This window comes from Streptomyces sp. NPDC054757 (assembly GCF_053612185.1).
Map to the genome: position 1 here is coordinate 20557 of NZ_JBSHBW010000011.1, position 14915 is coordinate 35471.

General features: G+C 69.8%; 16 protein-coding genes and 1 tRNA gene. 10 read left to right on the forward strand and 7 right to left on the reverse strand.

The window, feature by feature from the left end:
• Window positions 1–4: 4 nt before the first annotated feature.
• Window positions 5–2254, forward strand: coding sequence for a M64 family metallopeptidase (locus ACWGKJ_RS15555; protein WP_385030959.1), 2250 nt, complete (start codon window positions 5–7; stop codon window positions 2252–2254).
• A 296-nt stretch (window positions 2255–2550) separates the two neighbouring features.
• Here the strand turns inward: ACWGKJ_RS15555 and ACWGKJ_RS15560 are convergent, their stop codons facing one another.
• Complete coding sequence (locus ACWGKJ_RS15560; protein WP_385030962.1) at window positions 2551–3693, reverse strand: FAD-dependent monooxygenase; 1143 nt, start codon at window positions 3691–3693, stop codon at window positions 2551–2553.
• A 171-nt stretch (window positions 3694–3864) separates the two neighbouring features.
• Between ACWGKJ_RS15560 and ACWGKJ_RS15565 the strand changes: the two genes are divergently transcribed.
• The 5 genes from ACWGKJ_RS15565 (at window position 3865) to ACWGKJ_RS15585 (ending at window position 6660) form a co-directional block, all read left to right on the forward strand.
• Complete coding sequence (locus ACWGKJ_RS15565) at window positions 3865–4200, forward strand: ArsR/SmtB family transcription factor (protein WP_385030965.1); 336 nt, start codon at window positions 3865–3867, stop codon at window positions 4198–4200.
• 234 nt (window positions 4201–4434) lie between these two features.
• Window positions 4435–5022 (forward strand): class I SAM-dependent methyltransferase, encoded by a 588-nt coding sequence (locus tag ACWGKJ_RS15570; protein WP_385030968.1) that lies wholly within the window; start codon window positions 4435–4437, stop codon window positions 5020–5022.
• 140 nt (window positions 5023–5162) lie between these two features.
• The gene (locus ACWGKJ_RS15575; protein WP_453315748.1) at window positions 5163–5327 is read left to right on the forward strand and encodes a putative leader peptide; all 165 of its coding nucleotides are present in this window, start codon (window positions 5163–5165) and stop codon (window positions 5325–5327) included.
• 98 nt (window positions 5328–5425) lie between these two features.
• Window positions 5426–5704, forward strand: coding sequence for a MoaD/ThiS family protein (locus ACWGKJ_RS15580; RefSeq protein ID WP_385030971.1), 279 nt, complete (start codon window positions 5426–5428; stop codon window positions 5702–5704).
• A 5-nt stretch (window positions 5705–5709) separates the two neighbouring features.
• Window positions 5710–6660: a PLP-dependent cysteine synthase family protein gene (locus ACWGKJ_RS15585; protein ID WP_385030973.1), complete on the forward strand. Its 951-nt coding sequence runs from the start codon at window positions 5710–5712 to the stop codon at window positions 6658–6660.
• Window positions 6661–6730: 70 nt separating this feature from the next.
• On the opposite strand, the gene ACWGKJ_RS15590 is transcribed toward ACWGKJ_RS15585, so the two are convergent.
• A complete protein-coding gene (locus ACWGKJ_RS15590; protein ID WP_453315749.1) occupies window positions 6731–7228 on the reverse strand; it encodes a type II toxin-antitoxin system PemK/MazF family toxin in 498 nt (165 codons plus the stop codon).
• Window positions 7229–7448: 220 nt separating this feature from the next.
• Here ACWGKJ_RS15590 and ACWGKJ_RS15595 point away from each other — a divergent pair, with 220 nt between their 5' ends.
• A complete protein-coding gene (locus ACWGKJ_RS15595; protein ID WP_385026817.1) occupies window positions 7449–8201 on the forward strand; it encodes an MBL fold metallo-hydrolase in 753 nt (250 codons plus the stop codon).
• A 143-nt stretch (window positions 8202–8344) separates the two neighbouring features.
• Here the strand turns inward: ACWGKJ_RS15595 and ACWGKJ_RS15600 are convergent, their stop codons facing one another.
• Window positions 8345–9607, reverse strand: coding sequence for a PTS transporter subunit EIIC (locus ACWGKJ_RS15600; RefSeq protein WP_385026820.1), 1263 nt, complete (start codon window positions 9605–9607; stop codon window positions 8345–8347).
• A 150-nt stretch (window positions 9608–9757) separates the two neighbouring features.
• Between ACWGKJ_RS15600 and ACWGKJ_RS15605 the strand changes: the two genes are divergently transcribed.
• From ACWGKJ_RS15605 to rdgB, 3 genes are all read left to right on the forward strand, one after another.
• A complete protein-coding gene (locus ACWGKJ_RS15605; RefSeq protein ID WP_385026823.1) occupies window positions 9758–10054 on the forward strand; it encodes a glucose PTS transporter subunit EIIB in 297 nt (98 codons plus the stop codon).
• Window positions 10055–10198: 144 nt separating this feature from the next.
• On the forward strand, window positions 10199–10924 hold the full coding sequence (gene rph, locus ACWGKJ_RS15610) for a ribonuclease PH (RefSeq protein WP_385026826.1): 726 nt from the start codon (window positions 10199–10201) through the stop codon (window positions 10922–10924).
• A gap of 82 nt (window positions 10925–11006) precedes the next feature.
• Complete coding sequence (gene rdgB, locus ACWGKJ_RS15615) at window positions 11007–11609, forward strand: RdgB/HAM1 family non-canonical purine NTP pyrophosphatase (protein WP_385026829.1); 603 nt, start codon at window positions 11007–11009, stop codon at window positions 11607–11609.
• A 44-nt stretch (window positions 11610–11653) separates the two neighbouring features.
• Here rdgB and ACWGKJ_RS15620 read toward each other — a convergent pair.
• The 4 genes from ACWGKJ_RS15620 to proP all read right to left on the reverse strand — a co-directional run bounded on the left by ACWGKJ_RS15620 (window position 11654) and on the right by proP (window position 14858).
• Window positions 11654–11726: transfer RNA gene (locus tag ACWGKJ_RS15620), tRNA-Leu, on the reverse strand.
• Window positions 11727–11740: 14 nt separating this feature from the next.
• Window positions 11741–12586 carry an HNH endonuclease signature motif containing protein gene (locus tag ACWGKJ_RS15625; protein ID WP_385026832.1) on the reverse strand — a complete coding sequence of 282 codons (846 nt, stop codon included), beginning with the start codon at window positions 12584–12586 and terminating at the stop codon, window positions 11741–11743.
• Window positions 12583–13212: an HNH endonuclease signature motif containing protein gene (locus ACWGKJ_RS15630; RefSeq protein ID WP_385026835.1), complete on the reverse strand. Its 630-nt coding sequence runs from the start codon at window positions 13210–13212 to the stop codon at window positions 12583–12585. Before ACWGKJ_RS15630 ends, ACWGKJ_RS15625 begins: the two co-directional genes overlap by 4 nt.
• 149 nt (window positions 13213–13361) lie before the next feature.
• Window positions 13362–14858 carry a glycine betaine/L-proline transporter ProP gene (proP, locus tag ACWGKJ_RS15635; RefSeq protein ID WP_385026839.1) on the reverse strand — a complete coding sequence of 499 codons (1497 nt, stop codon included), beginning with the start codon at window positions 14856–14858 and terminating at the stop codon, window positions 13362–13364.
• Window positions 14859–14915 lie beyond the last annotated feature (57 nt).

A 14915-nucleotide genomic window follows, 5' to 3' on the forward strand; every position in this document is an offset into this window, starting at 1 on the left:
TCTTGTGAAACGTATATGGCGGCCACTTGTCGCGGTGGCCGTAGCCTTCGGCGCGATGGCCGCCGCGCCTGCCGCGACGGGTGCCGGAAGACCGGCGGCCGGCACTCCGGTGAGTGCCGCGGCCGACGACGCGAAGGTCGTCCCGGTCCAGGTGACCGGCGACCCGGCCAATCGCTGGAACCTGGTGGTACTCGGAGACGGCTACACCGCGTCCGAGATGCCCACATTCCTCGACCAGGTCGACCAACAGCTGAACGTGCTCTGGAGCCTTGAGCCCTACAAGAGCTACCGGAACTACATCAATGTCTACGCCGTCGAGACTCCCTCCAAGGAGTCGGGAATCAGCTGCGACCCTCAGCTGAGCTCCCCGAAGCGCAACACCCCTCTGGGGATGAAGCTCTGGAGCGGCTGCTCCACGAGCGGAATTCAGCGGCTGCTCGTGATGGACGACAACGCGGCCAAGAAGTACGCGGCCCTGGCCCCGAAGACGGATCAGATTCTCGCGCTGGCCAACAGCGACACCTATGGCGGCGCGGGCGGCTCCTACGCCACCGCGACCGGCGGCAACGCCATGTCGGCACTGATCGCCCCGCACGAGCTCGGCCACTCCTTCGGCGGTCTCCAGGACGAGTACGACTACTACTCCCGGGGAGTGACCAGCGGAACCTACAGCGGTGGTGAACCCGACTCGGCCCACCACACCCTGCTGACCGAGCAGCAGATGCGTGACCAGAAGGCCAAGTGGTGGCGCTGGCTCGGGGAGAAGAGCGAATCGGGCGGCACCATCGGCCGGTACGAAGGCGGCATGTACTACACCGAGGGCGTCTGGCGGCCGAGCCAGCACTCGATGATGAAGACGCTCGGCTACTCCATGGACCAGGTGAGCCGTGAACGGATGACGGCGGGCCTGTCGGGGGCCGTCAACCTCATCGAGGACTCGACGTCCACCGATGGACCCGTGGGCCCCGCCGACGAGTTGTGGATCGACACCGTTCACCCGGTCCACCACGAACTCGACGCCATCTGGAGCGTCAACGGCAAGGTGGTCCACTCCGTCGCCGGCGCCCGCAGCGTCAAGGTGCGGGACCTCCACGCACGCGCGGGCGACACGATCGGCGTGAAAGTCGTCGACGACACGGACTTCGTCCGCGATCCCGCCCTTCGGGACAGCCGCAAGATGACGGCCACGCGCGAGTGGACGGTCGGGACACACGCTGCACCGTCCGCGCACTCCGCACCATCCGCACACTCCGCATCCTCCGCCGACGGTGCTCCGAAGATCTCCCTGGCGACGCCCACCGAGCGGCCCGTCGGAGCGACTGACGTCCTGTGGGTCGACCCGAGTCACCCGCGCGACCACGCTCTGAACGTGGTGTGGCGGCTCGACGGCCATGTCGTGGCGCATTCGACGAGTCTCGATCTCGGCGGCCTCCGGCTCAGGAAGGGCACCCACCATGTCAACGTCAGCGTGAGCGATGCACGCAAGCCCTCCTCGCCCGCGGCAACCGAGCGGTGGACCGTCGACAACACGGCGGCAACCACCAGCTACCTCGTGTCGGACCCGGTCAGCGTCTCGCGGAACAGCGACGGCACACCGCACTACACCGTCAAGGATTCCTTCAGCCTCGGCCTCACGGCACACGACGACCAGCCAGGGGCGCTGACCTCGGAATTCCGGGTCGACGGCGACGGGTGGTTCCACTACTTCGGCTGGCCTACGGACGGTTCCAAGCCCTTCCTGTTCACTCCCACCGGAACGAACGTGGACGACCTCATCTACGGCAACCTCGGCACGGGAGGTCTGTCCACCTCGCCGTTCACCAAGCGGCTGCCCGGATACGGCACCCACCAGATCGAGTACCGCTCCGTGGACGCAGCGGGCAACGTGGCACCGCTCAAGAAGTTCACCGTCACGGTGCTCCCCAAGGACCCGACCCCGCCGGGCTCCGTACCCGTCACATCGAGTGCGGTGACCCGCTGCGTCAAGGACCAGACACAGATCCAGGTGTCCGCCCGGAACCGGTCGGCACACAAGGCCACCCTCACCGTGAAGACGTCCTACGGCGAGCGGACCTTCAAGAACGTCCCCGCGAACGGCAGGGTCTCGGCGGTCTTCCGCACCGGCGAGCCGACCACCGAGACCGGCAGCGCGACGGTCACCGCGCACGCGAAGGCCAAGGGCTCCAGCAGCACCAACGCCCATGAGCTCGACGCCACCTACCAGGTCCCCTACAACCGGTTCGCCTGCGACTGAACACATCCCGCGGTTGGGCGGCGGTCCCCGGCGGGGGCCGCCGCCCAAGACCTTTCAGTGCAAAGTCAGGCTGAACAGCGCGAGCGAGTCTCCGTTCCTGCGGCCCCTCACGCTCTCGGGTTCCGGGTCGGCGGTGCTTGCCCCTGCGTTCGGTGCTCGCAGGCCGTGATCGTGGTCGGGCGGGCCGCGGCGGCACCGTGCTCGGCCTCGCCCTCGTCGGGCGTGGCGGCGCCGACCCGGCTGAGAGCTGTCGCGGAGCTGTGCACCGAGCGGTGACCGGTCGGTGCGGGCTCGGTCTACCGGTTCGCGGTTTCGCGAGAGGCGATCCGGTTCGTGCGGCCGACCGCGCCGGCCACCGTGTTGCGCACCGCGAGGCCCGGCCGGGTGCGGGGCACCATGAGCCTGGAGAGCAGACCGACGCGTCGCTGCCGCGGACCCACCTCACGGCGGAGCCGCGACTCGTAGGCGGCGAAGGCGCGGGCGTGATCACCGGGATGGGCGGCGAGCTCTTCCGCGAGGGCGTACGCGCCCGCCATCGCCATACTGGACCCGTCCCCCAGCAGGGCTGTCGCCGCCGCAGCGTCCCCGAGCAGTACGACCCGTCCGCGGGACCACGAGGGCACTCGGACGGTGGTCAGGGGGTCGAAGAACGGAGCGGGGTGGTCGAGGAACGCCGCCACGAGTTCCGGTGCCCGCCACCGCACGTCGGCGTAGGCGTCGGCCACGGTCTGCTTGTGAAGGGCGATGTTCTTGCGGTCGTGGGGGGCCGGCTGTGTGGCCCGGAAGGTGAAGATCGCGAGCGGAGTGGTCCGCGAGGGGTGGACGACCAGCATCCGGTTCGGCACAGTCAGCATCGTCATCTCGCTCGGGTCCTCGACGGCGCCGGGTTCCAGCGGGACGGTCGCGCCGTACAGGCCCAGGTCGCTCGCGAACTGCCGCTCGGGTCCGAATATCAGGCGCCGTACGGTGGAGTGCATCCCGTCGGCACCGACGACCAAGTCGAAGCGCCGTGGGGCGGACCGCCGGAACGTGACGTCGACCCCACCTCCGTCCTGGTCGAGGGCGGTGACCGTGTCGTCGAACAAGAACTCGGCCTCGGTCTGCGCCGACCGGTGGAGCACCTCGGACAGGTCGGCCCGGGTCACCTCGACCGTCGGCGCCTCGTCCGAGGTGAGCGGGAGTCGCAGGATTCGCCTGCCGCCGGGGTCGAGCAGGGTCAGTGACCGATTGCGGGTGGCGAGTCCGCGGAGCTGCGGGAGGATGCCCATGCGGTCGGCGACCGGGATCGCGGGCCCCTTCACGACGATGGCGCTACCGCCGGAGCGCAGCTGCCGGGCGTGTTCGACGACCGTCGGCCGGTAGCCGTTCCGGGAGAGCCAGTGGGCGAGTGCGGGCCCTGCGATTCCGGCACCGACTATCAGCACCTCGGGCTTCTTCATGACGATGACCTCTCGGAGTGTCGATGACCAGGTCCCCGGCGAGTGCGGAGGCCGGGTCTCAGGGAGTGGCGGCACGGGGCCGCGCATCCCAACCAAGGTAAAAAAGATTTGGTACCTCAGTGGAGCACATCTTTCAGGTACGATGCAAGACGTACTTAAAGGAGGTGCGGCATGGCCGGGAGGAACCTGGTCGGCCCGGAGGCCGATGCGCTCGATCTGGGGGCGGTGTTTCGCGCCCTCGCCGACAGACACCGTCGTTCGGTGATGACGGAGTTGGCCGCCGACCGCAGCGACAGCGAGCGGGGCTGCAACTCGTTCGATCTTTCGATCTCGAAGCAGAGCCAGACCCACCACTTCCGCGTCCTGCGCGAGGCGGGTCTCATCGACGAGGTCGACTACGGCAACCGCAAGGGCATCCGGCTGCGACGCGCGGACATCGAGAAGAGATTCCCCGGGCTGCTCGCCCTCCTGGGAGCAGAGCCCCCGGGCGGTACCGCTCCGCGCTGAGCACGGGCGGGCGCAAGTGTTCGCGCTGTGACCTCTCGGCTCCGGGGTCGTGTGCTTGATCCGTCTTCGCGCGGACAGTCAGGCGACAACCGTCCGGCTCGGGCTTCCCTCCGAGGGCCGCTCCGGTAGCGGTTACGCGGTTCCGGCAGCCGCCTTTCCCGTAGCGTTACGGCGGGAGAAGGCCCGGTCCGCCCGGCAGGGCCGGGCGCGGCAGACCGACGTGGAAGAGAGCGTATGGACGCGGACGACTGGGACGAGCGTTACCGGGCCGTGGAGCGCGTGTGGTCGGTCGAGCCGAACAGGTGGGTGGTGCGTGAGACCTCCGGTCTGAAACCCGGACGGGCCCTGGATCTGGCCGCGGGGGAGGGGCGCAACGCCCTGTGGCTGGCCGACCGGGGGTGGCGGGTGGACGCGATCGACTTCTCACCGGTCGCCGTCGGCCGGATCAGGGACGCGGTCGGCAGCGGCCAGGAGCCGGTGCGTGCCTCGGTGGCCGACGCCACCCGCTACACCCCCGAAAAGGCCGCCTACGACCTGGCCCTGATCTCGTATCTGCAACTGCCCCGGCAGGACATGCTTGCAGTGCTGGCGAGTGCCTGCCGGGCGGTCCGGCCCGGCGGCACGCTGCTGCTGGTCGGCCACGATGCCGGCAATCTTGAGTACGGCACGGGGGGTCCGCAGGACGCGCGCGTGCTGTCCAGCGTCGAGTTCGTACGCGAGGCGTGGGAGCCGTATGCCGACCTCGTCGTGGCCGAGGTGGTCCACCGTCCGGTCGGTGAGGCCGAGGCACTCGACACGGTGGTCCGCGCCGTGCGCCGATGAACCGGCGGTGAGCTCTGCGGTCCGTCCGGCGGTCCTCCCCGGAAGGTTGTCCGTGAAGCCTGTCCGCAGGGTGGACGGTTCAATCCCGTATGGCGAGATCACACCTCGGTCCGGGGGGCGGGAATCGATACGATGAGCCCATGGTTTCCCATGACGTGAGCGAAAAGACGCCGGGCGCGACGCCCGTCACGCTGCGCTCCGCGTCCACCCTCTTGCTGGGGGCCTTTGGATGTGGGGCCGCACGGCTGCACGTCGACCTGTGCCGCCTCGACAGCGCAATCTGTCCGTGCCGCGTTGCCGTCTGAGCCGCGGCCCCGCGTAAGCACCACGCACCACCACCGGTACGACCGGCACCACGCGCGCTGCCGCGCCCTCCGCCACACCATCCGACAGGAGCCCAGCCATGGCCATCGAGGTCCGCATCCCGACCATCCTCCGCACCTACACCGACGGCGCCAAGGCGGTCGAAGGCAGCGGTGACACCCTCGCCGCCCTGCTCGCCGACCTCGAAACCCGGCACAACGGCATCCGCGAGCGCATCGTCGACGGCGACCAGCTCCGCCGCTTCGTGAACGTCTACCTCAACGACGAGGACGTCCGCTTCCTCGACGGCATCTCCACCAAGCTGGCCGACGGCGACAGCGTCACCATCCTTCCGGCCGTGGCCGGCGGCATGGTCTGAGCCCGATGCGATACGACTCCCCGCTCGCCGCAGTGGGCAACACCCCGCTCGTACGGCTCCCGCGCCTGTCCCCGTCGGACGACGTGCGGATCTGGGCCAAGCTGGAGGACCGCAACCCGACCGGATCGATCAAGGACCGCCCCGCCCTCCACATGGTCGAACAGGCCGAGAAGGACGGCCGGTTGACCCCGGGCTGCACCATCCTGGAGCCCACATCGGGCAACACCGGCATCTCGCTCGCCATGGCGGCCCGGCTCAAGGGCTACCGGATCGTCTGCGTCATGCCGGAGAACACCTCCCAGGAACGCCGCGACCTGCTCACCATGTGGGGCGCCGAGATCATCTCCTCGCCGGCGGCCGGCGGCTCCAACACCGCCGTACGCGTCGCCAAGGAGCTGGCGGCCGAGCACCCCGACTGGGTGATGCTCTACCAGTACGGAAACCCGGACAACGCGGGCGCGCACTATGCGACCACCGGCCCGGAGATCCTCGCCGACCTGCCGTCCGTCACCCACTTCGTGGCGGGCCTCGGCACCACCGGCACCCTCATGGGCGCCGGCCGCTATCTGCGCGAGAACGTCCCGGACATCAGCATCGTCGCCGCCGAACCTCGCTACGACGACCTGGTCTACGGGCTGCGCAACCTGGACGAGGGCTTCGTCCCCGAGCTGTACGACGCGTCGGTGCTCACCACCCGCTTCTCGGTGGGCAGCGCGGACGCGGTCGCCCGCACGCGTGAACTGCTCCAGCAGGAAGGCATCTTCGCGGGTGTCTCGACCGGTGCGGCGCTCCACGCGGCGATCGGCGTCGGCAGAAAGGCCGTCAAGGCCGGCAGCCCGGCGGACATCGTCTTCATCGTGGCGGACGGCGGCTGGAAGTACCTGTCGACCGGCGTCTACACCGCCCCCACGACGGAAGCGGCCATCGAAACGCTCCAGGGGCAGCTCTGGGCCTGAGCGGCTGCCCGGCCTCTCGCCCGGCTCGTACCCGGCCCGCCCAGGGCCCGGTACGAGCCGGACGGCAGACCTACCCCGCCAGGTGCCGCACCCGGTCCCACACCGCCGGGTCCACATCCCCCGCCCACCTGCGGAACTCCCGCACCCGGACATCCCGCAACTCGTCCGTCTCCAGGAAGCTCCGCCGCTGCTGGGCATCGCCCACCGCCCCCGCGGGCAGCGCGATCACCCCGGGCCGCTCCTCGTGGTGCTTACTGGTGATCTTGGCGACCAGCGCCGCGTCACCCCGCACCGACAGCACCAGGCACGGCCGGTCCTTGCCGCCCGGCCCGTCCTCGTACGGCACGAGCGCCCACCAGATCTCGCCCGCCCGCGGCACCCGCCCCGGCCGCCCGGACCGCTTCGACGGCCGCCCCGCGGGCGACCGCGGCTCCCGGCCGGCCGGACGCCCCGGCGGCCGCCCGCGGCCCCGCGGCCGGCGCCCGCCCCGCGCACGCCCGTCGACGACCGACGCGACCAGGGCGATCACCACGACGGCCAGCAGCGCCAGCACCCACCTCGTATCCATACCGAGGACCGTACCGGTGGCCACGGACACCCGGCGCCCCACCGTCGGCGGGGCCGCAGAGCCGCACCGCCCACCCGAACCGGTGACAGCGCAGGTGAGTTCCCCCACAACGCCGTCCTGTGGAGGAGCGGCCACCGCTCCGGCGCCTTAGGCTCGACGGACCGCTTCGGCGTCCTGCCGGGCGCGCGGGGCCCGGCCCGTCCACGGAGGTTCCCACTCCATGAAGCTCACCGTCGTCGGCTGCTCGGGGTCGTTCCCATCCGCGGAATCGGCCTGTTCGAGCTACCTCGTAGAGGCCGACGGCTTCAGGCTGCTCCTCGACATGGGCAACGGCGCCCTCGGCGAGCTGCAGCACTACTGCGGTCTCTACGACCTGGACGCCGTCTTCCTCAGCCATCTCCACTCGGACCACTGCATCGACATGTGCGCGTATTTCGTCGCGCGCTACTACCGCCACGACGGCGGACGCTGCCCCGCGATCCCCGTGTACGCGCCCGAGGGTGCGGCGGAACGGCTCACCACGGCGTACGCGGACACCCCGTCCTCCACGTCGATGAGCGAGGTCTTCGACTTCCGCACCCTGAAGTCCGCCTCGTTCGACATCGGCCCGTTCGCGGTGCGTACGGAGAAGGTCTGCCACCCGGTCGAGGCGTACGCCATCCGGATCGAGCACGGCGGCAGCACACTCACGTACTCCGGGGACACGGGCGTCTGCGACCCGCTGCACGAACTCGCCGTGGGCGCCGACCTGTTCCTCTGCGAAGCGTCCTTCACCCACGGCAAGGAGGATGTCGCCGACCTCCACCTCAACGGCCGCGAGGCCGGAGCACACGCGGCGCGTGCCGGGGTGCGGCACATGGTGCTGACCCACATCCCGCCGTGGACGGACGCCAAACGCAATCTGGCCGACGCGCAGGCGGTGTTCGACGGCCCGGTGGAGCTGGCCAGGCCCGGCGCGGTGTACGAGATCTGACCCCGTACCCGGGATCTGACCCCGGGTACGGGATCTGACCCCGGGTACGGGATCCGATCCCGTGTACGGGATCTGGACCCCGCGGCACTCTCATCGCGGGCCCGGCAACCGCTGCGGTTCCCGGGCCCGCCGACTGTGCTCCCTCATGCCTTGGTGACGTCCTCGACGTCCTCTTCCGGCTCGCGCCCCGGTGTCATCACATTGAACTTGGTGATCACGAACCGGAAGACCACGTAGTACACCACCGCGAAGCAGAGCCCGATCGGGATGATCAGCCAGGGCTTCGTATCGAGGTGCCAGTTGATGACGTAGTCGATCAGACCGGCCGAGAAACTGAACCCCGCATGGACCCCCAGGGCCCAGGTGATCCCCATCGAAGCACCAGTCAGCAGCGCGTGCAGCCCGTACAGCAGCGGCGCGGCGAACATGAAGGAGAACTCCAGCGGCTCGGTCACCCCGGTCACGAACGACGTCAGCGCCACCGAGATCATCAGGCCCGTGACCTGCTTGCGCCGCTCCGGCCGTGCGCAGTGGGCGATGGCCAGGGCCGCGGCGGGCAGACCGAACATCATGATCGGGAAGAAGCCGGACGTGAACTGCCCCGCACTCGGGTCGCCCGCGAAGAACCGTGTGATGTCGCCCTGTACCCCGGTCCCGTCCGACTTGGTGTACGTACCGGCCTGGAACCAGAAGAAGGTGTTCAGGAACTGGTGCATACCGATCGGGATGAGGAGCCGGTTGGCCACACCGAAGATCGCCGCGCCCCAGGCGCCCAGGCCGATCAGATGCTTCGAGAACCAGGTCAGCGCATCGCCCACCGGCTGCCAGACGAGCCCGAACACCACGCCGAGGATGACGCCGAGGAAAGCCATCAGGATCGGGACGAGACGGCGGCCGTTGAAGAAGCCCAGCCAGTCGACCAGCCGGGTGCGGTGGAAGCGCTGCCAGACGATCGCGGTCAGCAGCCCGATCAGGATCCCGCCGAGTACACCCGGATTCTGCGGAGTGCCCTGGGGCATCGCCTTCGTCACCGACCCACCGATCGGGTAGGCGCCCAGGACGCCGTGGTACACGAGGAATCCGACGACCGCGGCCAGCGCCGTCGAACCGTCCGCCTTCTTCGCGAAACCGATCGCGACCCCGATGCAGAAGAGCAGCGGCAGACCGAACGCCCCGTCAAGGATCGCGTTGCCGCCCGCGAGGAAGACCTTGGCCGTCCTGTCCCAGAACGCGCCGTGCAGATAGGCGGTGAAGAGATTGCCGAGGCTGACGAGCAGACCCGCGGCGGGCAGGACGGCGACGGGCAGCTGCAGACTGCGGCCGACCTTCTGAAGACCCTGGAAGAGGCCGTTCCACCACTTCTTCGCCGGCGGGGTCTGTGGCACCGCCGCGCTGCTGGTGCTCATTCGGCGTCCTCCTGCGTCGGCCTGTTGGCGGCCGCCGTATATGGCTCCAGGCCACCCACGGCGCGGTCCGATGCCTTGCCCCCGGCGCCGCACCAGTGATCGCCATCTTCCGAGGCGGCACGGTTTCCCGCCCGTATAAGGCGCCCAATCGTGCGTTACCGTGACGAAACGGACCGGAGAGCCGGGCCGCCAGGAGACACTCAGGAGTCAGAGATGGCCACTAAGGCTGAGAAGATCGTCGCGGGGCTCGGCGGCCTCGACAACATCGAAGAGGTCGAAGGCTGCATCACCCGGCTGCGCACCGAGGTCAAGGACGCCTCGCTCGTGGACGACGCGGCGCTCAAGGCCGCGGGCGCGCACGGCGTCGTCAAGATGGGCACCGCGATCCAGGTCGTCATCGGCACCGACGCGGACCCCATCGCCGCGGACATCGAGGACATGATGTGACCGGCTGACTCGCGGGCACCCGCGAGTGCGGCGGATCAGCGGCGGGGCCGGCTCCGGGCGCGGCAGTGGCCGCGGCGGTGGCCGCCCCGCCTCCCGCCACCGGCCCCGGGCGCCCGCCCCCGCTCCGGCCGATAGGCTCGGCCCATGTCTCGTATCGACGGCCGCACCCCCGAAGAACTCCGCCCGGTCACCATTGAGCGCGCCTGGAGCAAGCACGCCGAGGGCTCCGTCCTCATCTCCTTCGGTGACACCAAAGTCTTCTGCACCGCCTCCTTCACCGAAGGCGTACCGCGCTGGCGCAAGGGCAGCGGCGAGGGCTGGGTCACCGCCGAGTACTCGATGCTCCCGCGCTCCACCAACACCCGAGGCGACCGGGAATCCGTCCGCGGCAGGATCGGCGGCCGTACCCACGAGATCTCCCGCCTCATCGGCCGCTCGCTGCGCGCGGTCATCGACTACAAGGCGCTGGGCGAGAACACGGTCGTACTCGACTGCGACGTCCTCCAGGCCGACGGCGGCACCCGCACCGCCGCGATCACCGGCGCGTACGTCGCGCTCGCCGACGCGGTCACCTGGGCCCAGTCCAAGAAGCTCATCAGGCCGGGCCGCAAGCCCCTCACCGACACGGTCTCGGCGGTCAGCGTCGGCATCGTCGACGGAACACCGCTGCTCGACCTCCGCTACGAGGAGGACGTCCGCGCCGAGACCGACATGAACGTCGTCTGCACCGGGGACGGCCGCTTCGTCGAGGTCCAGGGCACCGCCGAGGCCGAGCCCTTCGACCGCAAGGAGCTCAACGCCCTGCTCGACCTGGCCACCGGCGGCTGCGCCGACCTCACCGCGCTCCAGGTCGAGGCACTCGGCAAGTAGCCGGTGCGCCTGCCGGACGGTGGTGCTCCGGGGGCGGAAGGGTGCGCGGTGAGCCGCCCGCCCGCCCCCTGATACTGGACACATGACCCGTCTGATCCTCGCCACCCGCAACGCCGGGAAAATCACCGAACTCGAAGCGATCCTCGCCGACGCGGGCCTGCCCCACGAACTGGTCGGCACGGACGCGTACCCCGAAGTCCCGGACGTCAAGGAGACCGGCGTCACCTTCGCCGAGAACGCTCTGCTGAAGGCCCACGCCATGGCGCAGGCGACCGGCCTGCCCGCCGTGGCCGACGACTCGGGCCTCTGCGTCGACGTACTGAACGGCGCCCCCGGCATCTTCTCGGCCCGCTGGTCAGGCACCCACGGCGACGACGAGGCCAACCTCCGCCTGCTGCTGGCCCAGCTCTCGGACATCGACGACCCGCACCGGGGCGCCCACTTCGCCTGCGCGGCGGCCCTGGCCCTCCCCGACGGCACGGAACGCGTGGTGGAGGGCACCCTCCCCGGCACCCTCCGCACCACCCCGGCGGGCAGCGGCGGCTTCGGCTACGACCCGATCCTCCAGCCGACGGGCTCCACCCGCACCTGCGCGGAACTCACGGCATCGGAGAAGAACGCGATCAGCCACCGCGGCCAGGCGTTCCGTGCGCTGGTACCGGTGGTGCGGGAGCTGCTGGGCTGACAGCAGAAGGCGTGGCCCCCTGTGGAGGCCACGCCTTCTGTCGGTGCGCCCGATCGGATTCGAACCGATATACACGACCACCTAAAGATCGTCGCTCACCGGGTGGCGTACGGGCGCAGACCTGAAGAACTCTACTTTGTTCCTCGGAGTGATGGGGAGCGGTTCGCGAACGTGACCGTCTGGCTGTGACACGACGGGCACAAGTACCTGAGGTTCTCCCGGCGGTCGTCCAGTCTGTCGCCGTTGATGTGATCGATCTCCAGCACCAGCAGCCGGCCCTGCCAGCTGTCACCCGTGCCGCAATCGGCGCAGATGTGCGGGACAGCCAGGTCGTCGAGTGCGCGCCGCAGTTTCACGGTCCTGGTCCGGGGTGAGCCGGGCGGCCGTTGGCGGAGGATGTCGTGGGCTGCTACCCGGCGGGGTGAGACCGTGCCACGGGCGTGTCCTTGACCGGTGAAGTGCCCGGTGGAGATCCCATGGGCGTCCAGGCTCCTACGGAGGCGCGCCCTGGCAGCGCCCGAGTCCCGCTCCCCGAGCGCTCTGAGCACGCCTGCATGGCTGAGGCAGCGGGCGACCACGGTGGCGAGCGGCTCGCGGGGAAGTACGGACGGACCGTGTCCGCGTCCGCGGCGGAAGTGCGAGGTGTCGATACCGAAGCGGTCGAGCTTGGTCCTGATGAGCCCGTAGGGGCTGTCGTCCGGCGGGTAGCCCAGGTACTCCATCATTTCCCGGATGCTGGACGAGTGGGCGGCCGCTTCTGCCAGCAACTCCCGCGAGTAGCTGCGTCTTTCACGGGCCGGGAGGGGCTCGTCGCCGAAGTGCGACGTGTCGATGCCGAGGTGCTCCAGCCTGAGGCGCAGACAGCGCAGAGGACGGGCTCCCATCGGGGCGCCCAGCCGGCGCATCAGGTCCACGAGGCTTGCGGAGTCGGCCGCCGTGCGGGTCAGCAGTTCCCGGGGGTACTTCGCCCTGCTCACGCCTTCGTCCCCCGCCTGCGTCCGCGGTAGGTGTCGGTGACCGTATGACAGTTGGGGCACATGAGCCGGAGGTTCCCGGGGGTGTTGTTCCACCAGTCGCCGTTGATGTGATCGACTTCGAGGCGGAGAGGCCGGCCGTTCCACTCCGGGCCGGTACCGCACATCGCGCAGCGCTCAGGGCACCCCGTCCGCAGCAGTTCGCGGCGCAGCCGTTCCCCGGGGACTCTGCCCTCGCCGGGGGACCGGACCGTCAGGATCCCGCCGCCTCGTGAGCGCTGAGGGCCACCGGACGGGCGCCGGGTGAAGTGTGAGGTGTCGATCCCGGACGCCTTGATACGGCGCCCGATGTGCGTGTGGTTCCCGCCGACCGGGTTGATCCCCAGCTGGCAGAGGACCTCCCGGATGCTTGTCGATGCCGCGACGGCCTCGCGGAGCCGCGCGTCGGTGTGACGCACCCACCGGTCGGGGAAGTGCGAGGTGTCCACCCCGGCCTCGGCCATCTTCCCGCGCAGATACCGTCTGCTGCCCGGCGTCGCGGTGCCCCCGCACCAGCGCACCGCGTCGTCCCAGTCGCTCGTCCGGCGAGCTGCTTCCGCCAGCAGCTCGCGGGTGTACCTCTTCGGCATGCGTGCCCCCTCCACCCCGGTCACACGTTCGTCACCTCGTACGGAGTAACGAACCACCGGCCCGGCCGTCACGTACGGGAAGCGGAACGGCCCGTACCGGGTGGGGTACGGGCCGTTCCGCGAGCCGGGGTGGCTTCGGGGGGTGGGGGTCAGAAGCGGGGTTCCGGGGCCTGGGACTCGACCATTTCGGCGGCCTCCTCCTTCGTCTCCACCGACGGGGGCGAGCCCTCCAGGGGCTGCTGGGCGGTCTCCTTCATGCAGAGGACCGCGATCACGCCCACCAGCGCCGCGCCCATCGCGTAGTACGCCGGCATCAGATTGGTGCCGGCCAGGCTGATCAGCGCGGTGATCACGAACGGGGTCGTACCGCCGAACAGGGACGTCGAGAGGTTGTAGCCGACCGACAGCGACCCGTACCTGACCTGGGTCGGGAACAGCGCCGGGAGCGCCGCCGACATCGTGCCCAGCATGCACACCAGCGAGAGGCCGAGCATCGCCATGCCGATGATGATCGCCGGGACGGAGCCCTGGCGGATCAGGAGGAAGGCCGGGAGCGACAGGACGAGGAAGCCGAGCATGCCCGCCATCAGGAGCGGTTTCCGGCCGAAGCGGTCGCTCAGCTTGCCGACCTGGTTGATGACCAGCATCAGGGCGACCATGACGCCCAGCAGGACCAGTAGGCCGTGGGTGTCGCCGTAGTCGAGTTCGTCCGAGAGATAGGTCGGCATGTACGACAGCAGCATGTAGTCGGTGATGTTGTACGCACCGACCAGACAGATGCAGAGCACCAGCGCGCGCCAGTGGTCCCGGAAGATCGCCTTGAGGTCGCCCTTGGCGGTGGTCTCGACCGCGTCGGCCGCCTCGCCGGCGCCCACGTTCTCGCCGGTCAGCCGCTGGAAGGCGGGGGTCTCGTCCAGCTTGAGCCGCAGGTAGAGACCGACCAGGCCCAGCGGGCCCGCGACCAGGAACGGAATGCGCCAGCCCCAGCTGTCCATCCCGCCGGAGCCGACGACCGAGGTCATCAGCGTGACCAGGCCGGCCGCGCCCACGTATCCGGAGAGCGTGCCGAACTCCAGGAAGCTGCCGAAGTACCCGCGGCGCTTGTCCGGTGCGTACTCGGCTATGAAGGTCGAGGCGCCGCCGTACTCACCGCCGGTGGAGAAGCCCTGCACCAGGCGGAAGAAGATCAGCAGGACGGGGGACCAGAAGCCGACCGTCGCGTACGAGGGGAGCACGCCAATCGCGAAGGTCCCGATCGCCATCATGATCATGGTCATGGCGAGGACCTTCTTGCGGCCGATCTTGTCGCCCATCGGGCCGAAGACCATGCCGCCGACCGGCCGGATCAGGAAGGCGACGGCGAAAGTGGCGAACGAGGCGAGCAGCTGGACCGTGTCGCTTCCGCCGGGGAAGAACACGCGGCCGATCGTCGCCGCCAGATAGCTGTAGATGCCGAAGTCGAACCACTCCATGGCATTACCGAGGCTGGCCGCCTTCACCGCCCGCTTGATCGCGGCCTCGTCCGTCACCGTGATGTCGGTGCGGCGCAGCCGCGGGTTCTTCCGCCGGTCGATCGCGCGGAAGAGACCGCGGTGGCGTTTGACCGCCTCGGGGTCGGCGGCGGTCTGGTGGCCGGGGTCCGCCATGGTGGTCGTCCTCTCTGTGGGCATACAAAAACACGCAGGAGGCTCTTCTGCACAGCG

What these genes read in the sequence shown, in the direction of transcription:
- ACWGKJ_RS15560 (WP_385030962.1), bottom strand. Translation starts at nt 3,693, where the DNA reads ATGAAGAAGCCCGAGGTGCTGATAGTCGGTGCCGGAATCGCAGGGCCC.
- ACWGKJ_RS15565 (WP_385030965.1), top strand. Translation starts at nt 3,865, where the DNA reads ATGGCCGGGAGGAACCTGGTCGGCCCGGAGGCCGATGCGCTCGATCTG.
- ACWGKJ_RS15570 (WP_385030968.1), top strand. Translation starts at nt 4,435, where the DNA reads ATGGACGCGGACGACTGGGACGAGCGTTACCGGGCCGTGGAGCGCGTG.
- ACWGKJ_RS15575 (WP_453315748.1), top strand. Translation starts at nt 5,163, where the DNA reads ATGGTTTCCCATGACGTGAGCGAAAAGACGCCGGGCGCGACGCCCGTC.
- ACWGKJ_RS15580 (WP_385030971.1), top strand. Translation starts at nt 5,426, where the DNA reads ATGGCCATCGAGGTCCGCATCCCGACCATCCTCCGCACCTACACCGAC.
- ACWGKJ_RS15585 (WP_385030973.1), top strand. Translation starts at nt 5,710, where the DNA reads ATGCGATACGACTCCCCGCTCGCCGCAGTGGGCAACACCCCGCTCGTA.
- ACWGKJ_RS15590 (WP_453315749.1), bottom strand. Translation starts at nt 7,228, where the DNA reads ATGGATACGAGGTGGGTGCTGGCGCTGCTGGCCGTCGTGGTGATCGCC.
- ACWGKJ_RS15595 (WP_385026817.1), top strand. Translation starts at nt 7,449, where the DNA reads ATGAAGCTCACCGTCGTCGGCTGCTCGGGGTCGTTCCCATCCGCGGAA.
- ACWGKJ_RS15600 (WP_385026820.1), bottom strand. Translation starts at nt 9,607, where the DNA reads ATGAGCACCAGCAGCGCGGCGGTGCCACAGACCCCGCCGGCGAAGAAG.
- rph (WP_385026826.1), top strand. Translation starts at nt 10,199, where the DNA reads ATGTCTCGTATCGACGGCCGCACCCCCGAAGAACTCCGCCCGGTCACC.
- rdgB (WP_385026829.1), top strand. Translation starts at nt 11,007, where the DNA reads ATGACCCGTCTGATCCTCGCCACCCGCAACGCCGGGAAAATCACCGAA.
- ACWGKJ_RS15630 (WP_385026835.1), bottom strand. Translation starts at nt 13,212, where the DNA reads ATGCCGAAGAGGTACACCCGCGAGCTGCTGGCGGAAGCAGCTCGCCGG.
- proP (WP_385026839.1), bottom strand. Translation starts at nt 14,858, where the DNA reads ATGGCGGACCCCGGCCACCAGACCGCCGCCGACCCCGAGGCGGTCAAA.